This is a genomic window from Pseudomonas sp. 18058 (genome assembly GCF_902706155.1).
Lineage (GTDB): Bacteria > Pseudomonadota > Gammaproteobacteria > Pseudomonadales > Pseudomonadaceae > Aquipseudomonas > Aquipseudomonas rustica.
In genome coordinates, this window is record NZ_CACSJY010000022.1 from 65,446 (window position 1) to 81,706 (window position 16,261).

Consider the following 16,261-nt stretch of genomic DNA (forward strand, 5'->3'; position numbering starts at 1 on the left):
TCGTTGTCATTGAGCAGCGTTTATAAAAGCGCTTTTTGCCCGAGAAGCGCACCTGTCAGACCTGACAGGTGCGCACGATTTTGCGACGAATGGTCGAGGTGCCAACGGCGCTCGGGATGAGCTGCAAAGCCTTCACATTCCACCAACAATTCCCCACTTCCACGCCACCTGACCCTATGGCAACTTGGCGGCCCTTGATGAGGCTGTAACCGATGGCAAACCCCTACCGCGAATTGTTCAACGCCCCCGGCGCACGAAATTTTGTCCTGGCCGGGATGATCGCGCGCATGCCGATTTCCATGACGGGCATCGGCGTGATCACCATGCTTTCGCAGTTGAAGGGTGGTTATGCGCTGGCCGGTGGCGTGGCGGCGACGTTTGCCTTGGCCACGGCGTTTTGCGCGCCGCAGGTGTCGCGGCTGGTCGACCGTTTTGGTCAGCGGCGGATTCTTCCGGTGTCGGCGTTGATCGGTGGCGGGGCGCTTTTGCTGTTGTTGCTGTGCACGCGGTTGCAGGCGCCGGTCTGGACGCTGTTTGTGTTTGCCGCGCTGGCCGGTTGCATGCCGAGCATGTCGGCGATGGTGCGGGCGCGCTGGACCGAGATCTATCGCGGTCAGCCGCAATTGCAGACGGCGTACGCGCTGGAGTCGGTGCTGGATGAGGTGTGTTTTATCGTCGGCCCGCCGCTTTCAGTTGGTCTGTGCGTCGCGGTCTTCCCCGAGGCCGGGCCGTTGGCGGCGTTGTTGGCGCTGGCGATTGGTGTGACCGCATTCGTGGCTCAGCGCAGCACTGAACCGGCGGTGCATCCGCGTGAGTCGCAGCATCAGGGTTCGATCATTCGCTCGACCGACATTCAATTGTTGCTGGCGCTGATGATCGCCATGGGCATCATCGTCGGCGTGGTCGATGTGGTCAGCGTCGCGTTTGCTCAGCAGCAGGGGCAGCCGGCGGCGGCGAGCATTGTCTTGTCGGTATACGCGATTGGCTCGTGCATGGCCGGCATCGCGTTTGGTGCGATGCGCTCGAAAGTGCCGCTGCCACGCTTGTTTTTGTACGGCGGCGTGGCGACGGCGGTGACGACATTGCCGCTGTTGTTGGCGAGCAATATCGTCGGGCTGGCCATGGCGGTGTTTGTTGCTGGTTTGTTCTTCGCGCCGACATTGATTGTGGCGATGGCCCTGGTTGAGCGCATCGTGCCGCCGGCCAAGTTGACCGAAGGCCTGACGTGGCTGGTGACGGGGTTGAGTATCGGCGTGGCGATTGGTGCGGCGGGTTCTGGCGCACTGGTCGATGCGTTTGGCGCGCGCAGCGGGTTCTGGCTGGCGATTGTCGCGGGCGCAGTGGTGCTTGGCTCAGCCGTGCAAAGTTATCGCCACCTTAAATAACCCCGCGATCTCTGGATGGTTGGGGGAGCCTTTGTGGCGAGGGGATTTATCCCCGTTGGGCTGCGCAGCAGCCCCGAAGTCAGAGGGCTCGGTACTTCTGGAAAAATGAGTTGCATGGATTAGGGGCTGCTTCGCAGCCCAACGGGGATAAATCCCCTCGCCACAAGTACGGTGTAAGAGGCGTGGATTGTTGGGTTACCACCCCCGCCCCGAATTCACCCAGAAATTCACCGACAACGACGTCGATACCGACTCCACCTGATGGAACCAGCCCTCCGGCAAGAACAGCAAATCCCCAGCCTCCAGCGTCACCCGCAAAAACGTCACGTCGCGCGCCTTGGGGAAGCGCTGATAGTCCGGCGCATCCGGGTTGAAATCGCAGCCATCGAGTCCACCCTCCGGAGCTGTCGACCACGTGCCCAGGGCTTCACGGTGATGCGGCGCGGCGAGGGTGAAGGTCTTCTGCCCCCAGACCTGCGCGAACAAATTATCGGTGTCGTCGCGGTGCAGCGGCGTCAGTGTGCCCTTGGGCCCGATCCAGATTCGCGGCGGAATAAACAGCGACGTATCGAAGTAGGCCGGGTACTTGATCTGCTGCATCAACGCCGCCGGCAAGATGTTGTTGCCCATGTAGGCGGGCGGCTCACCGTCCGCACCTTTGACCGCCGGACTGTCCAGCGAGGCGATGAAATCGGCCATCGACGTCGAACGAAAATCACGTTCGGTGGAGAAGGTTTTCTTCACGTAATCGCCATGGCGGGTGATGCCTTGCAGCTCGGCGAAATGCACCAGCGATTCTTCGCGGCTGAGTTTGAACAGCGGCCAGTCGTGCAATGCGTTGCTGATCACCACGGGAATGCCGTGGGGCAAATAACGGCTTTTGAACTCAGTCACCGGTAGCTCCTCGCGGGCACGCCGTTCGACGTTGACCTGGGTCGGCAGGCTGGCGGTGAGCTTTTCGCTGAAGCGCGGTGGTGTCGGGTAGCGCTTGTTCATGTCGACTTTTTCAGCGACCGCACCGCCACCGTTTCGAGCATGGTCGATGATCTGCGGCAGCATCGTCGCCAGCCCCATGTTGCCGCCAATCTTCAGGCGACCGCTGGCGAACAGCTCTTCGACATTGGCCATGCCGGCCATGATCCCGAGGAAATCTTGTTCCGCGACTTCGATGGTCACGTCCGGGCTCGCATGGCGCCCGACCTCGGTGCGGCTGCTGGCCTTGACCTCAGACCAATAGGCCAGCTGCGGGCTAAAAACGAATTGGAAAACACCTTCAATGCCGACGGCGCCGGCATTGGCGAACAGTTTGCTCAGGATGCTCTGCAGATCCACGGTGAACCCTCGTTATTGGTTTTATCTGAACGGTTAACGAGCACCTGTGTGGGCGATTTAGCCGGCGTCGACTAATTTGCCCGGGCAGTGAACCGTTTCTCTCTACAGACGAATTTTTTTGAGGGAAGTGTGGTGACCCAGCTGACTTTGCTGTGCCTGCCGTATTCCGGTGCCAGTGCGATGGTCTATAGCCGCTGGCGACCGAAGTTGCCGCAATGGCTGCAGCTCAAACCGGTGGAGCTGCCGGGGCGTGGTGCGCGCTTTGACGAGCCGCTGCAGACCGACATGCGCGCCTTGGCCATGCAATTGGCCAGGGAGTTACAGCCAACATTGAAGACGCCCTATGCGTTGTTCGGTCATAGCCTCGGTGCGTTGCTGGCCTGTGAGATGGCCCATGCACTGCGGGCCCTGGGTTGCCCTGAGCCGGTGGCGCTGTTCGCGTCCGGCACGGCGGCGCCGACCCAGCGCGCCGACTACGATCGCGGATTTGCCATCGCCAAGACCGATGCCGAGTTGATCGAGCAACTGCGCACGCTCAATGGCACCAGCGAAGAAGTGCTGGCCAATGACGAGTTGATGAGCCTGACCCTGCCGATCCTGCGCGCCGATTTCCTGCTGTGCGGCAAATTCGAGCCGCAGCAGCGACCACTGCTCAACTGCCCGGTGCACGTGCTCGGCGGCAAGTCTGACCGCGCCACCACCGAGCAATTGATCGGCTGGAGCAAGGAAACCTCGGGCAGTTTCTCCGTAGACATGCTCGCCGGCGGGCACTTTTTCATCCATGAGCACGAAGCCAAAGTGCTCAAGGTGATCAAAGACCAGCTCGACGTACACCATCGCCGCCACGCCATGGCCGCGACCGCCTAACCCCATTCCCCGCAAAACCTGTAGGAGCAAAGCTTGCTCGCGATGAGGCCCTCAGTCGACCTTCAAGGTGACTGATACAGCGCTTTCGCGAGCAAGCTTTGCTCCTACAGTTCTGTATTGATCCCTGTCTGATAGTTGTTCTCAATCGCTAATTTTTCCGGTCTGCATTCGTTTTATAGGGACGACGTGCCTTTGTGCTGCCTGCCTACTGATCCGGATGCCAAGAAATGAATGCAGAAGACTCCCTGAAACTCGCTCGCCGGTTTATCGGGTTGCCCCTGGAAAAGCGCCAGATGTTCCTTGCTGCCTTGCAGAGGGAAGGGGTGGATTTTTCGCGGTTTCCGATTCCGGCCGGGGTCGAGGCCGAGGATCGGCAGGCGCTGTCTTATGCCCAGCAACGCATGTGGTTTCTCTGGCATCTGGATCCGCAGAGCGGCGCGTACAACCTGCCGGCGGCGGTGCGCCTGAGCGGGCGGCTGAATCAGCCGGCGCTGGAGCAAGCGTTCGCCAGCCTGATCGAGCGCCATGAAACCTTGCGCACGGTGTTCCAGCAGCAGCCCGATGACAGCCTGCTGCAAGTGCCGCTGCAACGACCGCTGGAGATCCAGCGCATCGACCTCAGCGATTTACCCGCTGCCGAACGTGAATTACGCGTAGCTGCAGCAGCCGAAGAGCAATCGCTGCTGCCGTTCGATCTGGCCAACGGCCCACTGCTGCGCGTGCGTCTGTTGCATCTGGCCGAGCAGGAACACGTGCTGCTGCTGACCCTGCACCACATTGTTTCCGATGGCTGGTCGATGAACGTGTTGATCGACGAATTCTGCCGCTTTTACGATGCCCACGATCAGGGGCACGTGGCCGAGCTGGCGCCGATGCCGGTGCAGTACAGCGATTACGCGCTGTGGCAGCGGCGCTGGCTGGAGGCGGGAGAGCAGCAGCGTCAACTCGATTACTGGCTGGCGCAAATGGGTGACGAGCATCCGGTGCTGGAGCTGCCGCTCGACCGTCCGCGCCCAGTCTTGCCGAGCAATCGCGGCCGTCGCCATGAGCACGTAGTGGAGGCGGCGCTGGTCGAGCAATTGCGCGGCGTCGCCCGGCAGCATGGCGTCACGCTGTTCATGCTGTTGCTCGGCACCTTCAATATTTTGCTGCACCGTTACACCGGGCAGACCGACCTGCGCGTCGGTGTGCCAATCGCCAACCGTAACCGCCGCGAGATCGAAGGCCTGATCGGATTCTTCGTCAACACTCAGGTTCTGCGCGTGCAACTGGATGGCCAGACACCATTCGCGGATCTGCTCAGCGCGCTCAAGGAAACCGCGCTCGGTGCTCAGGCGCATCAGGATCTGCCGTTCGAACGGCTGGTCGAGGCGCTGAAACTGGAGCGCAGCCTGAGTTACAACCCGCTGTTCCAGGTGATGTACAACCATCAGCCGGAAGTCGCTGACGTCACCACCCTCAAGGTCGGCAGCGGTCTGGAACTCGGCGTGATCGAATGGGAAAGTCGCAGCACCCAGTTCGACCTGAGCCTGGACACCTACGAAAAGGGCGGCCAGTTGCACGCTGCGTTCACCTACGCCAGCGACCTGTTCGACGGCGCAACCATCGAACGCATGGCGCGGCACTGGACGCATCTGCTGCACAGCATCGTCAGCGATCCACAACAGCGGGTTGGCGAGATCGGTTTGCTGCAAGCGCAGGAGCTTGAGCAACTGACTCAGGACTGGGGGCGTCACGACACGACCTGGCCGAGCGAGCGCCCGGTGCATGAGCTGTTCGAAGCGCAGGCCGCGCAAACACCTGATGCCATCGCGCTGATTTTCGACGGTCAGCAACTCACTTATGCACAGCTCAACGCCCGCGCCAATCGTCTGTCTCGCACATTGCTGGCGCAGGGCGTCGGCCCGGAAGTGCTGGTCGGCGTTGCGCTTGATCGCGGGCTGGAGCTGATCGTTGCCATTATCGCCGTGCTCAAGTCTGGCGGCGCGTATGTGCCGCTGGATCCGCAATACCCGCGCGACCGCTTGCTGTGCATGATCGAAGACAGCGGCAGTCGTTTGCTGCTGACGCAAAGCCATTTACTCGAACGTCTGCCGGTGCCGCACAACGTGCGCAGCCTGTGCCTCGATCAAGCCGAAGCGTGGGAATTTACCGACGACAGCAATCCGCAACGCGCGGTGTGGGCGGATAACCTCGCCTATGTGATGTTCACGTCGGGCTCCACCGGCCGCCCTAAAGGCGTCGGCATCAGCCACCGTGCGTTGAGCAAACACGCCTTCGCTTCGCAGCATTACTACGCCTTGAGCGCCGCCGATTGCGCGCTGCAATTTGCCACGTTCAACTTCGATGCCTTCGGCGAGCAACTGTTTGGCCCGCTGACCTGCGGCGCCTCGGTGGTGCTGCGCGGCGACGAAGTCTGGGACAGCGAAACCCTGTACCGAAATATCGTCGCGCACGGCATCACGGTCATGGACTTGACCACTGCCTACTGGAACATGATTGCCAAGGAATTCGCCGCCGCCGGCCCGCGTGATTACGCCGCGCTGCGTCAGGTTCACAGCGGTGGTGAAGCAATGCCGCCGGAAGGTGTGCAGGCCTGGCGCCTGGCAGGGCTGGAGCACGTCAAGTTGCTCAACACCTACGGCCCGACCGAGGCCACCGTCACCGCAACCACGCTGGATTGCAGCGATTACGTGCTCGGTCGTCAGCCGCTGCCGCTGACCATGCCGATTGGTCAGCCATTGCCGGGACGTCATGCCTATTTGCTCGATGCCGACGCTCAGCCGACGCCGATTGGCGTGGTTGGTGAACTGCTGATTGGCGGTGAGTTGCTGGCGCGGGGTTACTTCCAGCGCGCGGATCTGACCGCTGAACGTTTTATCCCAGATCCTTTTTCCACCACGGGTGCGCGTCTTTACCGCACTGGCGACCTTGCGCGTTTTAACGCCAATGGCCAGATCGAATACGTTGGCCGCGTTGACCATCAAGTAAAAATCCGTGGCTTCCGTATCGAATTGGGCGAAGTCGAAGCGCGCCTGTTAGAACTCGATGCCGTCAAAGAAGCCGTGGTGCTGGCGGTGCAGGGCGGCAGCAGCCTGCAACTGGTGGCGTATGTGGTGCCGAAAGACACCGCTGTGGTTGCCGCTTCAACCGAAGCCCAAGGCGCTGCGCGCGAAGCGATCAAAGCGCAACTCAAGGACAGCCTGCCGGATTACATGGTGCCGACGCAGCTGTTGTTCCTCGGTGCATTGCCGCTGAGTCCCAACGGCAAACTCGATCGCAAAGCACTGCCGGCGCCGGACGCCAGCCAGATGCAGCAAGCGTTTGTCGCGCCGCGCAGTGCGCTGGAACAGAAAATCGCAGCCATCTGGCAGGACGTGCTCAAGCTCGAACAGGTCGGTCTGACCGACAACTTCTTCGAGCTGGGCGGTGACTCGATCATCTCGATTCAAGTGGTCAGTCGTTCGCGTCAGGCCGGGATTCATTTCAGCCCGCGCGACCTGTTCCAGCATCAGACCGTGCAAGGTCTGGCCAGCGTCGCCCAGCAAGGCAACGTCGCTGTAAGCATCGATCAAGGCCCGGTCAGCGGTGAGTTGCCGCTGCTGCCGATCCAGCAGACGTTCTTCGCCGAAGACATTCCTCAGCGTCACCACTGGAACCAGGCAGTGCTGCTGCGCAGTCATCAAGTTCTGAATACCGAGGCACTGTGGCAGGCGTTGAATGCCTTGCTGGTGCAGCACGATGCTTTGCGGTCGCGCTTCGTCGAAAGCGCTGAGGGTTGGCGTGCAGAAGTGGCGTCGGTCGCGACGGATCCTGAGCTGTTGTGGACGGCTGACCGTCTCGACGCTGATGATCTGCAAGCGCTATACGCCAAGGCCCAGCAAAGCCTGAACCTGCAAAACGGCCCACTGTTGCGCGCGGTACTGGCGACCGTCGCCGATGGCAGTCAGCGTCTATTGCTGGCCGTGCATCACTTGGCGGTAGACGGTGTTTCGTGGCGGATTCTGCTCGAAGATTTGCAACAGGCTTATCAGCAAGCAGTGCAAGGCACGAGCATCAAACTGCCGGCCAAAACCAGTTCGTACAAGGCTTGGGGCGAGCATCTGCAAGCCTATGCCGCGACTGACGCGGTGCAGGCCGAACTGCGTTTCTGGCAGCAACAACTCGACGGCGCGGCGCTGGATCTGCCGTGCGACAACCCGCAGGGCAGCTTGCAAAGTCGCCACGCTCAGGTGCTGCACAGTCGCCTCGACAAAACCTTCACCCAACAACTGCTGCAACAGGCGCCGGCGGCGTATCGCACGCAGGTCAACGACCTGTTGCTGACGGCGCTGGCGCGGGTGATCTGCCGCTGGAGCGGTCACGCCGATACGCTGATTCAACTGGAAGGTCACGGTCGCGAAGACCTGTTCGACGACGTCGATCTGAACCGCACTGTCGGCTGGTTTACCAGCCTGTTCCCGGTGCGCCTGACCCCGGCCGATTCGCTGGCGGACGCGATCAAGCAGATCAAGGAACAACTGCGCGCGATCCCCAACAAGGGCATCGGTTTTGGCGTGCTGCGTTACCTCGGCGACGACGCGGCGCAAGCCTCGCTCAAAACGCTGCCGCTGCCGCGCATCACCTTCAACTACCTCGGCCAGTTCGACGGCAGTTTCGATGCCGAGGAGGGCGCACTGTTCAGCCCGGCCGGTGAGCGCGCCGGGCTGGAGCAAAGTCTCGATGCGCCGCTGGACAACTGGCTGGGCGTCGAAGGCCAGGTGTACGACGGTGAACTCGACCTGCGCTGGACGTTCAGCCGTGAACAGTTCAACGAGGCGACCATCGCCCGTCTGGCCGACGAATACAGCGCTGAACTGCAAGCGCTGATCAACCATTGCTGCCTGCCGGAAAGCATGGGTATCACGCCGTCGGACTTCCCGCTGGCGCACATCGCTCAGGCACAACTGGATGCGATCGCAGTGCCGGCCGCCGGCATCGAAGACATTTATCCGCTGTCGCCGATGCAGCAGGGCATGCTGTTCCACACCTTGTACGAACAGGGCACCGGCACTTACATCAACCAGCTCTGCGTCGATGTCGACGGTCTCGACCCCGAGCGTTTTCGTGCGGCGTGGCAAGCGACCATGGACGCCCACGACATCCTGCGCAGCGGCTTTATCTGGCAGGGTGAATTGCAGGAACAACTGCAGATCATCCATCGTCGTCTCGAGTTGCCGTACGCCTTGCTCGACTGGCGCGCGCGCCCTGACATCACGCGAGCACTGAAGGATTTCACGGCTGCCGATCTGGCGCAGGGCTTCGATTTGACCGCGGCCGGCCTGCTGCGCGTAACGCTGATTCAAATCGCCGATCAGCGTCATCACCTGATCTTCACCAACCACCACATTCTCATGGACGGTTGGAGCAGCGCGCAGATGCTCGGCGAAGTGCTGCAGCGTTATGCCGGCCAGCAACCGCCGCGTCCGCTGAGCCGTTACGCCGATTACATCCAGTGGCTGCAACGTCAGGACGGCGCCGTCAGCGAAGCGTTCTGGCTGGCGCAACTGGCCGACTTCCATGAGCCAACCGTGCTCGCGCAAGCCGCGGCGGGCGGTGGTGAGGTGCGTGCCGAGCGCGGGCATGCGCTCAAGCATTACGCGCTCGACGCAGCGCGTACGCAACGCCTGAACGAGTTTGCCCGGCAGCAGAAAGTCACCGCCAACACCTTGGTGCAAGCCGCGTGGCTGCTGTTGTTGCAGCGTTATACCGGCAGCGCTTGCGTGGCGTTCGGTACTACAGTTGCAGGACGTCCGGCGGAACTGGTTGGCATCGAGCAGCAAGTCGGTCTGTTCATCAACACGCTGCCGGTGATCGCCGGTTCGCGTCCGGATCAAAGCGTAGCGGCATGGCTGGCGGCGGTGCAGGCGCAGAACCTCAGCCTGCGCGAGTTCGAACACACGCCGCTGGCGAACATTCAGCGTTGGGCCGGGCAGGGCGGCGAGTCGTTGTTCGACACGCTGCTGGTGTTCGAGAACTTCCCGATTTCTGAAGCGCTGCAAAATGGCACCGCGCAAGGCGTGGTGTTCGGCGAAGTGGCCAACCAGGATCAGACGCATTACCCGCTGACCCTGGGCGTGACACTTGGCGAAACCCTCGCGCTGCACATGAGTTTTGATCAGACGCATTTCAGTGTCACGACTGTCGAGCGTCTCAGCGCGCAACTGCTGCACCTGCTGGAGCAATTCGCCGAATCTGCCGAACGTCGTCTCGGTGAAATAGCCTTGGCAACGGTCGAAGAACACACCCGGCAGATCCTTGAAAACCAGCCACAGACGTACCCGGTCGACCTCGCTGTGCATCAACGCTACGCCCGATTGGCGGCGCAACAGCCGGATCGCACCGCAGTGATTTTCGACGGCAAGCATTTCAGCTACGGCGACATCGATGCCCGCGCCAACCGTCTCGCCCATGAACTGGTGGCGCGTGGCGTTGGCGCCGAAGTGCGTGTCGGTGTCGCGCTGCCGCGCAGCGAGGGTTTGATCGTCGCGCTGCTGGCGGTGCTCAAGGCGGGCGGCGCTTACGTGCCGCTGGACACCAGTTACCCACGCGAGCGGCTGGCGTATCTGATGGCGGATTCCGGTCTGGCGCTGTTGCTGACCGATTCTCGGGTGACGGCGCAATTGCCGATCGCTGACACCCTGACCGTGCTGGAACTCGATCACCTCGACCTCAGCGCTAACCCGGCGCAGGCACCGATCGTGACGCTGGATCCGCACAACCTTGCGTACGTGATTTACACCTCGGGTTCCACCGGCAACCCGAAAGGCGTCAGCGTCAGCCACGGCCCGCTGGCCATGCACTGTCTGGCCATCGGTGAGCGCTACGAAATGCGCGACAGCGATTGCGAATTCCACTTCATGTCGTTCGCCTTCGACGGCGCCCACGAGCGCTGGCTGACCAGCCTGACCCACGGCGGCTCGCTGCTGATTCGCGACGACAGCTTGTGGACGCCGGAGCAGACCTACAACGCGATGATCGAGCACGGCGTGACCGTGGTCGCGTTCCCGCCGGTGTACTTGCAACAACTGGCCGAGCACGCCGAACGGGTCGGCAATCCGCCCAAGGTGCGTATCTACTGCTTCGGCGGCGATGCGGTGCCGAATGCCAGTTTTGAACGGGTCAAGCGTGCGCTGAATCCCGAGTACATCATCAACGGCTACGGCCCGACCGAAACCGTGGTCACGCCGCTGATCTGGAAGGCCGCTCGCGACGAGCCGTGCGGCGCCGCGTACGCGCCGATTGGTAGCCGCATCGGTGATCGCAGCGCCTATGTGCTGGACGCCGATCTGAACCTGCTGCCGCAAGGCATGGCCGGTGAGTTGTATCTGGGCGGCAGTGGTGTGGCGCGGGGTTACCTGAACCGCCCGGCGATGACCGCCGAGCGTTTTGTCGCTGACCCGTTCAGCCGTAGCGGCGGCGTGCTGTATCGCACCGGCGACTTGGTGCGCCAGCGCGCTGACGGCACGTTCGACTATCTGGAACGTATCGACAATCAGGTGAAAATCCGTGGTTTCCGCATCGAACTCGGCGAGATCGAAGCCAGTCTGCAAGCCCTTGATGGCGTGCGCGAAGCGGTGGTTGTGGCGCAGGAAAGCGCCGGCAGCAAACGCCTGGTCGCCTACGTGGTCAGCGATTCGCCGCGCGAAGATTTTGCCGAGCAACTGCGTGAGCAGCTCAAAGCAACGCTGCCGTCACACATGGTTCCAGCCTACGTTTTGCGTCTGGAGCGCATGCCGCTGACCCCGAATGGCAAGCTCGATCGCAAGAACCTGCCGAAGCCGGATGTCAGCCAATTGCAGCAAGTCTATGTCGCGCCGCAAAGCGCGCTGGAGCAGCAACTGGCTACCATCTGGCAGGACGTGTTGAAGCTGGAACGCGTCGGCCTCAGCGATAACTTCTTCGAGCTGGGCGGCGATTCGATCATCTCGATTCAAGTGGTCAGCCGTGCCCGTCAGGCCGGTTTGCGCTTTACCCCGAAGGATCTGTTCCAGCATCAGACCATTCAGGCGCTGGCCGCCGTGGTGCAAACCGGCGAGCCGCTGCAACTGATCGATCAACAACCGGTGACCGGTGCAACGGCGCTGCTGCCGATTCATCAGTGGTTCTTCGCGCAGCCGATTCCTGATCGTCATCACTGGAACCAGTCGGTGATGCTCAAACCGACCCAGGCACTCGACGCGCAAGTGCTCGAACAAGCACTGGACGCACTGGTAGCGCATCACGACAGTCTGCGTCTGGACTTTGCCGAACAGGCGCAAGGCTGGTCGGCGCAGTACCGCGATGTCGCGACGCAAGCGGGCGAAACCGTTTTGTGGCAAGTCGAGGTCGCCGATGTCGCGGCGATTGAGGCGCTGGGCAATCAGGCTCAGCGCAGCCTGCAACTGAGTGACGGTTCGCTGATTCGCGCGGTGCTGGCGAACCTCGCTGATGGCACTCAACGCTTGTTATTGGTGGTTCACCATTTGGTGGTCGACGGCGTGTCGTGGCGGATTCTGTTCGAAGATCTGCAGAGCGCTTATCGGCAGATTCTGGCGGGTGCGACTGTGCAACTGCCGGCCAAAACCAGTGCGGTCAAAGCCTGGGCCGAGGCGCTGCAAGACTACGCCGCGAGTGCGCCGCTGCAGGCCGAACTGGGTTTCTGGCAGCAACAACTGCAAGGCGCCTCGACTGAGTTGCCTTGCGACAACCCGCACGCCGGTCAGCAACACAATCAGGCGCAATCGATCCGCACGCAACTGGACAAAACCTTGACCCGTCAGCTGTTGCAGGAAGCCCCGGCGGCCTACCGCACGCAAGTCAACGACCTGCTGCTGACCGCGCTGGCGCGAGTGATGGTGCGCTGGACCGGCGACGACAGTGTGCTGGTGCAACTGGAGGGTCATGGTCGCGAAGACCTGTTCGACAACGTCGATCTGACCCGCACCGTCGGCTGGTTCACCAGCGTGTTCCCGGCGCGATTGGCGCCGGTCGCCGACCTCGGCGCTTCGCTGAAACAGATCAAGGAGCAACTGCGCGCGATCCCCAACAAAGGCATCGGTTTCGGTGCCCTCGCGCACCTTGGCGACGCCGCTGCACAGCAAGCGCTGCAAGCCTTGCCGAAACCGCGCCTGACCTTCAACTACCTCGGCCAGTTCGACGGCAGCTTCGATGCCGGCGACGACGCCTTGTTCGTGCCGACCAGCGAATCCGGCGGCGAAGAAGTCAACATGGCCGGCCCGCTGGGCAGCCCGTTGGCGCTGGACGGCAAAGTCTTCGGCGGTGAGCTGGATCTGAGCTGGACGTTCAGCAGCGAGATGTTTCACCCGGCGACGATCCAGCGTCTGGCCGACGATTACCTGCAAGAGCTCACCGCACTGATCGCGCATTGCTGCGACAGCGCCAACCGTGGCGTGACCCCGTCGGACTTCCCGCTGGCGACGCTGACGCAGGCGCAACTCGACGTGTTGGTGCAACAAGCGCAGTCCGTCGATGACATCTACCCGCTGTCGCCGATGCAGCAGGGCATGCTGTTCCACACCTTGCTCGAACAAGGCGGTGGCGACTACATCAACCAGATGCGTCTGGACGTCGACGGCGTTGATCCGCAGCGTTTCCGCGCGGCGTGGCAAGCGGTGGTCGATGCCCATGACATTCTGCGCACCGGGTTCTTCTGGCAGGGCGATCTGGATCAACCCGTTCAAGTTGCGCAGCGCCATCTGGAGGTGCCATTCCGCGTGCTCGACTGGAGCGCGCAGGCTGATCTGGACGCGGCACTGCAAACCCTCGCCGATGACGAGCGCGCACAAGGCCTGGATTTGAGCGCTGCACCGCTGATGCGCCTGGTCTTGGTGCGCATTGCTGCCGATCGTCATCACTTGATCTACACCAACCACCACATCCTGATGGACGGCTGGAGCAGCGCGCAGTTGCTCGGCGAGGTGTTGCAGCATTACAGCGGTGAAACGGTGGCGCGGCCGAGCGGGCGTTATCGCGATTACATTGGCTGGTTGCAAAAACAGGACGCCGGTGCCGCGCAAGCCTTCTGGCTCGAGCAATTGCGTGAACTGGATGAGCCGGTGCGTCTGGCGCAGGTGTTTGCGGCGCCGACGCAAAACGTCGAGCCTCACGCTTATGCGCAGCATCGGGTGCAGCTGGATTCGGAACAGACTCAGCGTTTGAGCGACTTTGCCCGCGATGCAAAAGTGACGGTCAACACGCTGGTGCAAGCGGCCTGGCTGCTGCTGTTGCAACGTTACAGCGGCAAATCCTGCGTGGCGTTCGGCGCGACGGTGTCGGGGCGTCCGGCGGATCTGCTCGGTGTAGAACAGCAGATCGGGCTGTTCATCAACACCTTGCCGGTCATCGCCAGCCCGCGTCCGGAGCAGCGCCTCGGCGACTGGTTGCACGGCGTGCAGGCGCAGAATCTGGCGCTACGCGAGTTCGAACACACCGCGTTGTTCGACATTCAGCGCTGGGCGGGATTGGGCGGTGAGGCGCTGTTCGACACTATTCTGGTGTTCGAGAACTACCCGATTTCCGAGGCGCTGGAACAGAGCTCGCCGCAAGGCCTGCGTTTCGGTGCCGTGGATAACCTGGAGCAAACCAACTATCCGCTGACGCTGTCGGTCAGTCTCGCTGCCGAACTGGCGGTGCAATTCAGCTATCAGTGCGCACAGTTTGCTCCTGCTTCGGTCGAGCAGATGGGCCTGCACCTGCAACGTTTGATGCTGCAAATGATCGACGGCAGCGAACGTGCACTGGGTGAATTGAACCTGCTCGACGCCGCCGAAACCGATCAGCAATTGTTGGCGTGGAATGCCAGCGCAGCGCCTTGGCCCGAGTCGCGTTGCATCCACCGGTTGATCGAAACGCGCGCCAGCCAGACGCCTGACGCGACAGCGCTGGTGTTCGGTGAGCAATGCTTGACCTACGCCGAGCTGAATGCGCAGGCCAACCGTCTGGCCCATCGCCTGATTGCCCAAGGGGTTGGCCCGGATCGTCTGGTCGGCATCGCTTTGGAGCGCGGCGTGGAGATGATTGTCGGCTTGCTGGCGATCCTCAAGGCCGGTGGCGCTTACGTGCCGCTGGATCCGCAGTACCCGAGCGAGCGTTTGGCGCACATGATCGAAGACAGCGGTTTGCAGTTGTTGCTGACTCAGGCGTCGTTGCTGCAAGTGCTGCCAATTCCGGCCGGTGTGCAGACGCTGGTGCCGGGCTCCCTCGAAGAGCCGATCAGCGCTGCACAGGCGGCCAATCCGCAGGTGGCGGTCGACGGCGATAACCTCAGCTATGCGATCTACACATCGGGGTCGACCGGCAAGCCGAAAGGCGTGATGGTGCGCCACGCGGCACTGGTCAATTTTGTCGCGAGCATGGCCCGTGAGCCGGGGCTTGTGGCGACTGACCGCGTGCTGTCGCTGACCACGTTCTCCTTCGATATTTTCGGGCTCGAGTTGTACGGCGCGCTGTTCAGCGGGGCTTGCGTGGTGCTGGTGGACAAGCAGAATGCGCACGACCCGCAGGCGCTGCTGCAGATCATCGATCAACAGCAGGTCAGCGTGGTTCAGGCGACGCCGTCGACCTGGCGGATGTTGCTTGATCATCCACAGGCTGCACGGCTCGCGGGGCGTAAATGCCTGTGTGGCGGTGAAGCGCTGGCCGAGGATCTGGCCGCACGTCTGCTCGAGGTCGCCGGCCAAGTCTGGAACCTTTACGGGCCGACGGAAACGACGATCTGGTCAGCGGCTTATCAACTGACGGCCGAGCAGTGCCAGCCTTACCTTGGTGGGCCGATTGCCAACACCACGCTGCACATTCTCGGCGAACACTTTGCGCCAAACCCGGCCGGTGTGATCGGTGAATTGCTGATCGGTGGCGATGGTCTTGCGCGGGGTTATCACGAGCGGCCGGCGCTGACCGCCGAGCGCTTCCTGCCCGATCCGTTCGGCAACGGTGCGCGGCTGTACCGCACCGGTGACTTGGCGCGTTATCGCGCTGACGGGGTGATCGAGTACCTCGGGCGCGTTGACCATCAGGTGAAAATTCGTGGCTTCCGCATCGAGCTGGGTGAAATCGAAGCCTGCCTGTTGGCGCAGCCGTCGATTCGCGAAGCTGCGGTGGTGGCACAGGAAGGGCCGGGTGGCTTGCAACTGGTGGCCTACCTGATTGCGGCGAAGCCACAGGACGCCGAGCTCGCAGCCCTGCGCGACGCGTTGAAATCGGCACTGGCACCGTTACTGCCCGACTACATGATGCCGGCGCACTGGATGCTGCTGGAACGTTTCCCGCTGACCCCCAACGGCAAGCTCGACCGCAAGGCGCTGCCGCTGCCGGACGCCAACCAACTGCTGCGCGCCTACGTGGCGCCGGATGGGGCGCTGGAACACAGCGTCGCCGCCATCTGGCAAGACGTGCTCAAACTCGACCGGGTAGGGCGCGACGACAACTTCTTTGAACTGGGTGGACATTCACTGTTGGCGACTCAGGCCACCGCGCGCCTGCAACTGGAGCAAGGGGCGGCGGTGCCGCTGGATCTGCTGTTCCGCACCGCATCGCTGCGGGAGTACGCCGAACAACTGGCTGTTCACCTGACCCCTCACTCCAGCGAAGACCTGAGTGAGATGCATGATTTCCTGGCAGACCTGGAGACCCTTTGA

The 16,261-nt window shown here is 62.2% G+C and carries 4 protein-coding genes; 3 read left to right on the plus strand and 1 reads right to left on the minus strand.

Features of this window, described 5'->3' with window-relative positions; all coding sequences use genetic code 11:
• Nucleotides 1–212 precede the first annotated feature (212 nt).
• Complete coding sequence (locus GVL50_RS14330; RefSeq protein ID WP_159813778.1) at nt 213–1,385, plus strand: MFS transporter; 1,173 nt, start codon at nt 213–215, stop codon at nt 1,383–1,385.
• 195 nt (nt 1,386–1,580) lie between these two features.
• On the opposite strand, the gene GVL50_RS14335 is transcribed toward GVL50_RS14330, so the two are convergent.
• Nucleotides 1,581–2,717 (minus strand): cupin-like domain-containing protein, encoded by a 1,137-nt coding sequence (locus GVL50_RS14335; RefSeq protein WP_159813780.1) that lies wholly within the window; start codon nt 2,715–2,717, stop codon nt 1,581–1,583.
• 132 nt (nt 2,718–2,849) lie between these two features.
• Here GVL50_RS14335 and GVL50_RS14340 point away from each other — a divergent pair, with 132 nt between their 5' ends.
• Complete coding sequence (locus GVL50_RS14340) at nt 2,850–3,584, plus strand: thioesterase II family protein (RefSeq protein ID WP_178124191.1); 735 nt, start codon at nt 2,850–2,852, stop codon at nt 3,582–3,584.
• Nucleotides 3,585–3,811: 227 nt separating this feature from the next.
• Entirely contained in the window at nt 3,812–16,261 is a 12,450-nt protein-coding gene (locus tag GVL50_RS14345) for a non-ribosomal peptide synthase/polyketide synthase (RefSeq protein WP_159813784.1), read from the plus strand.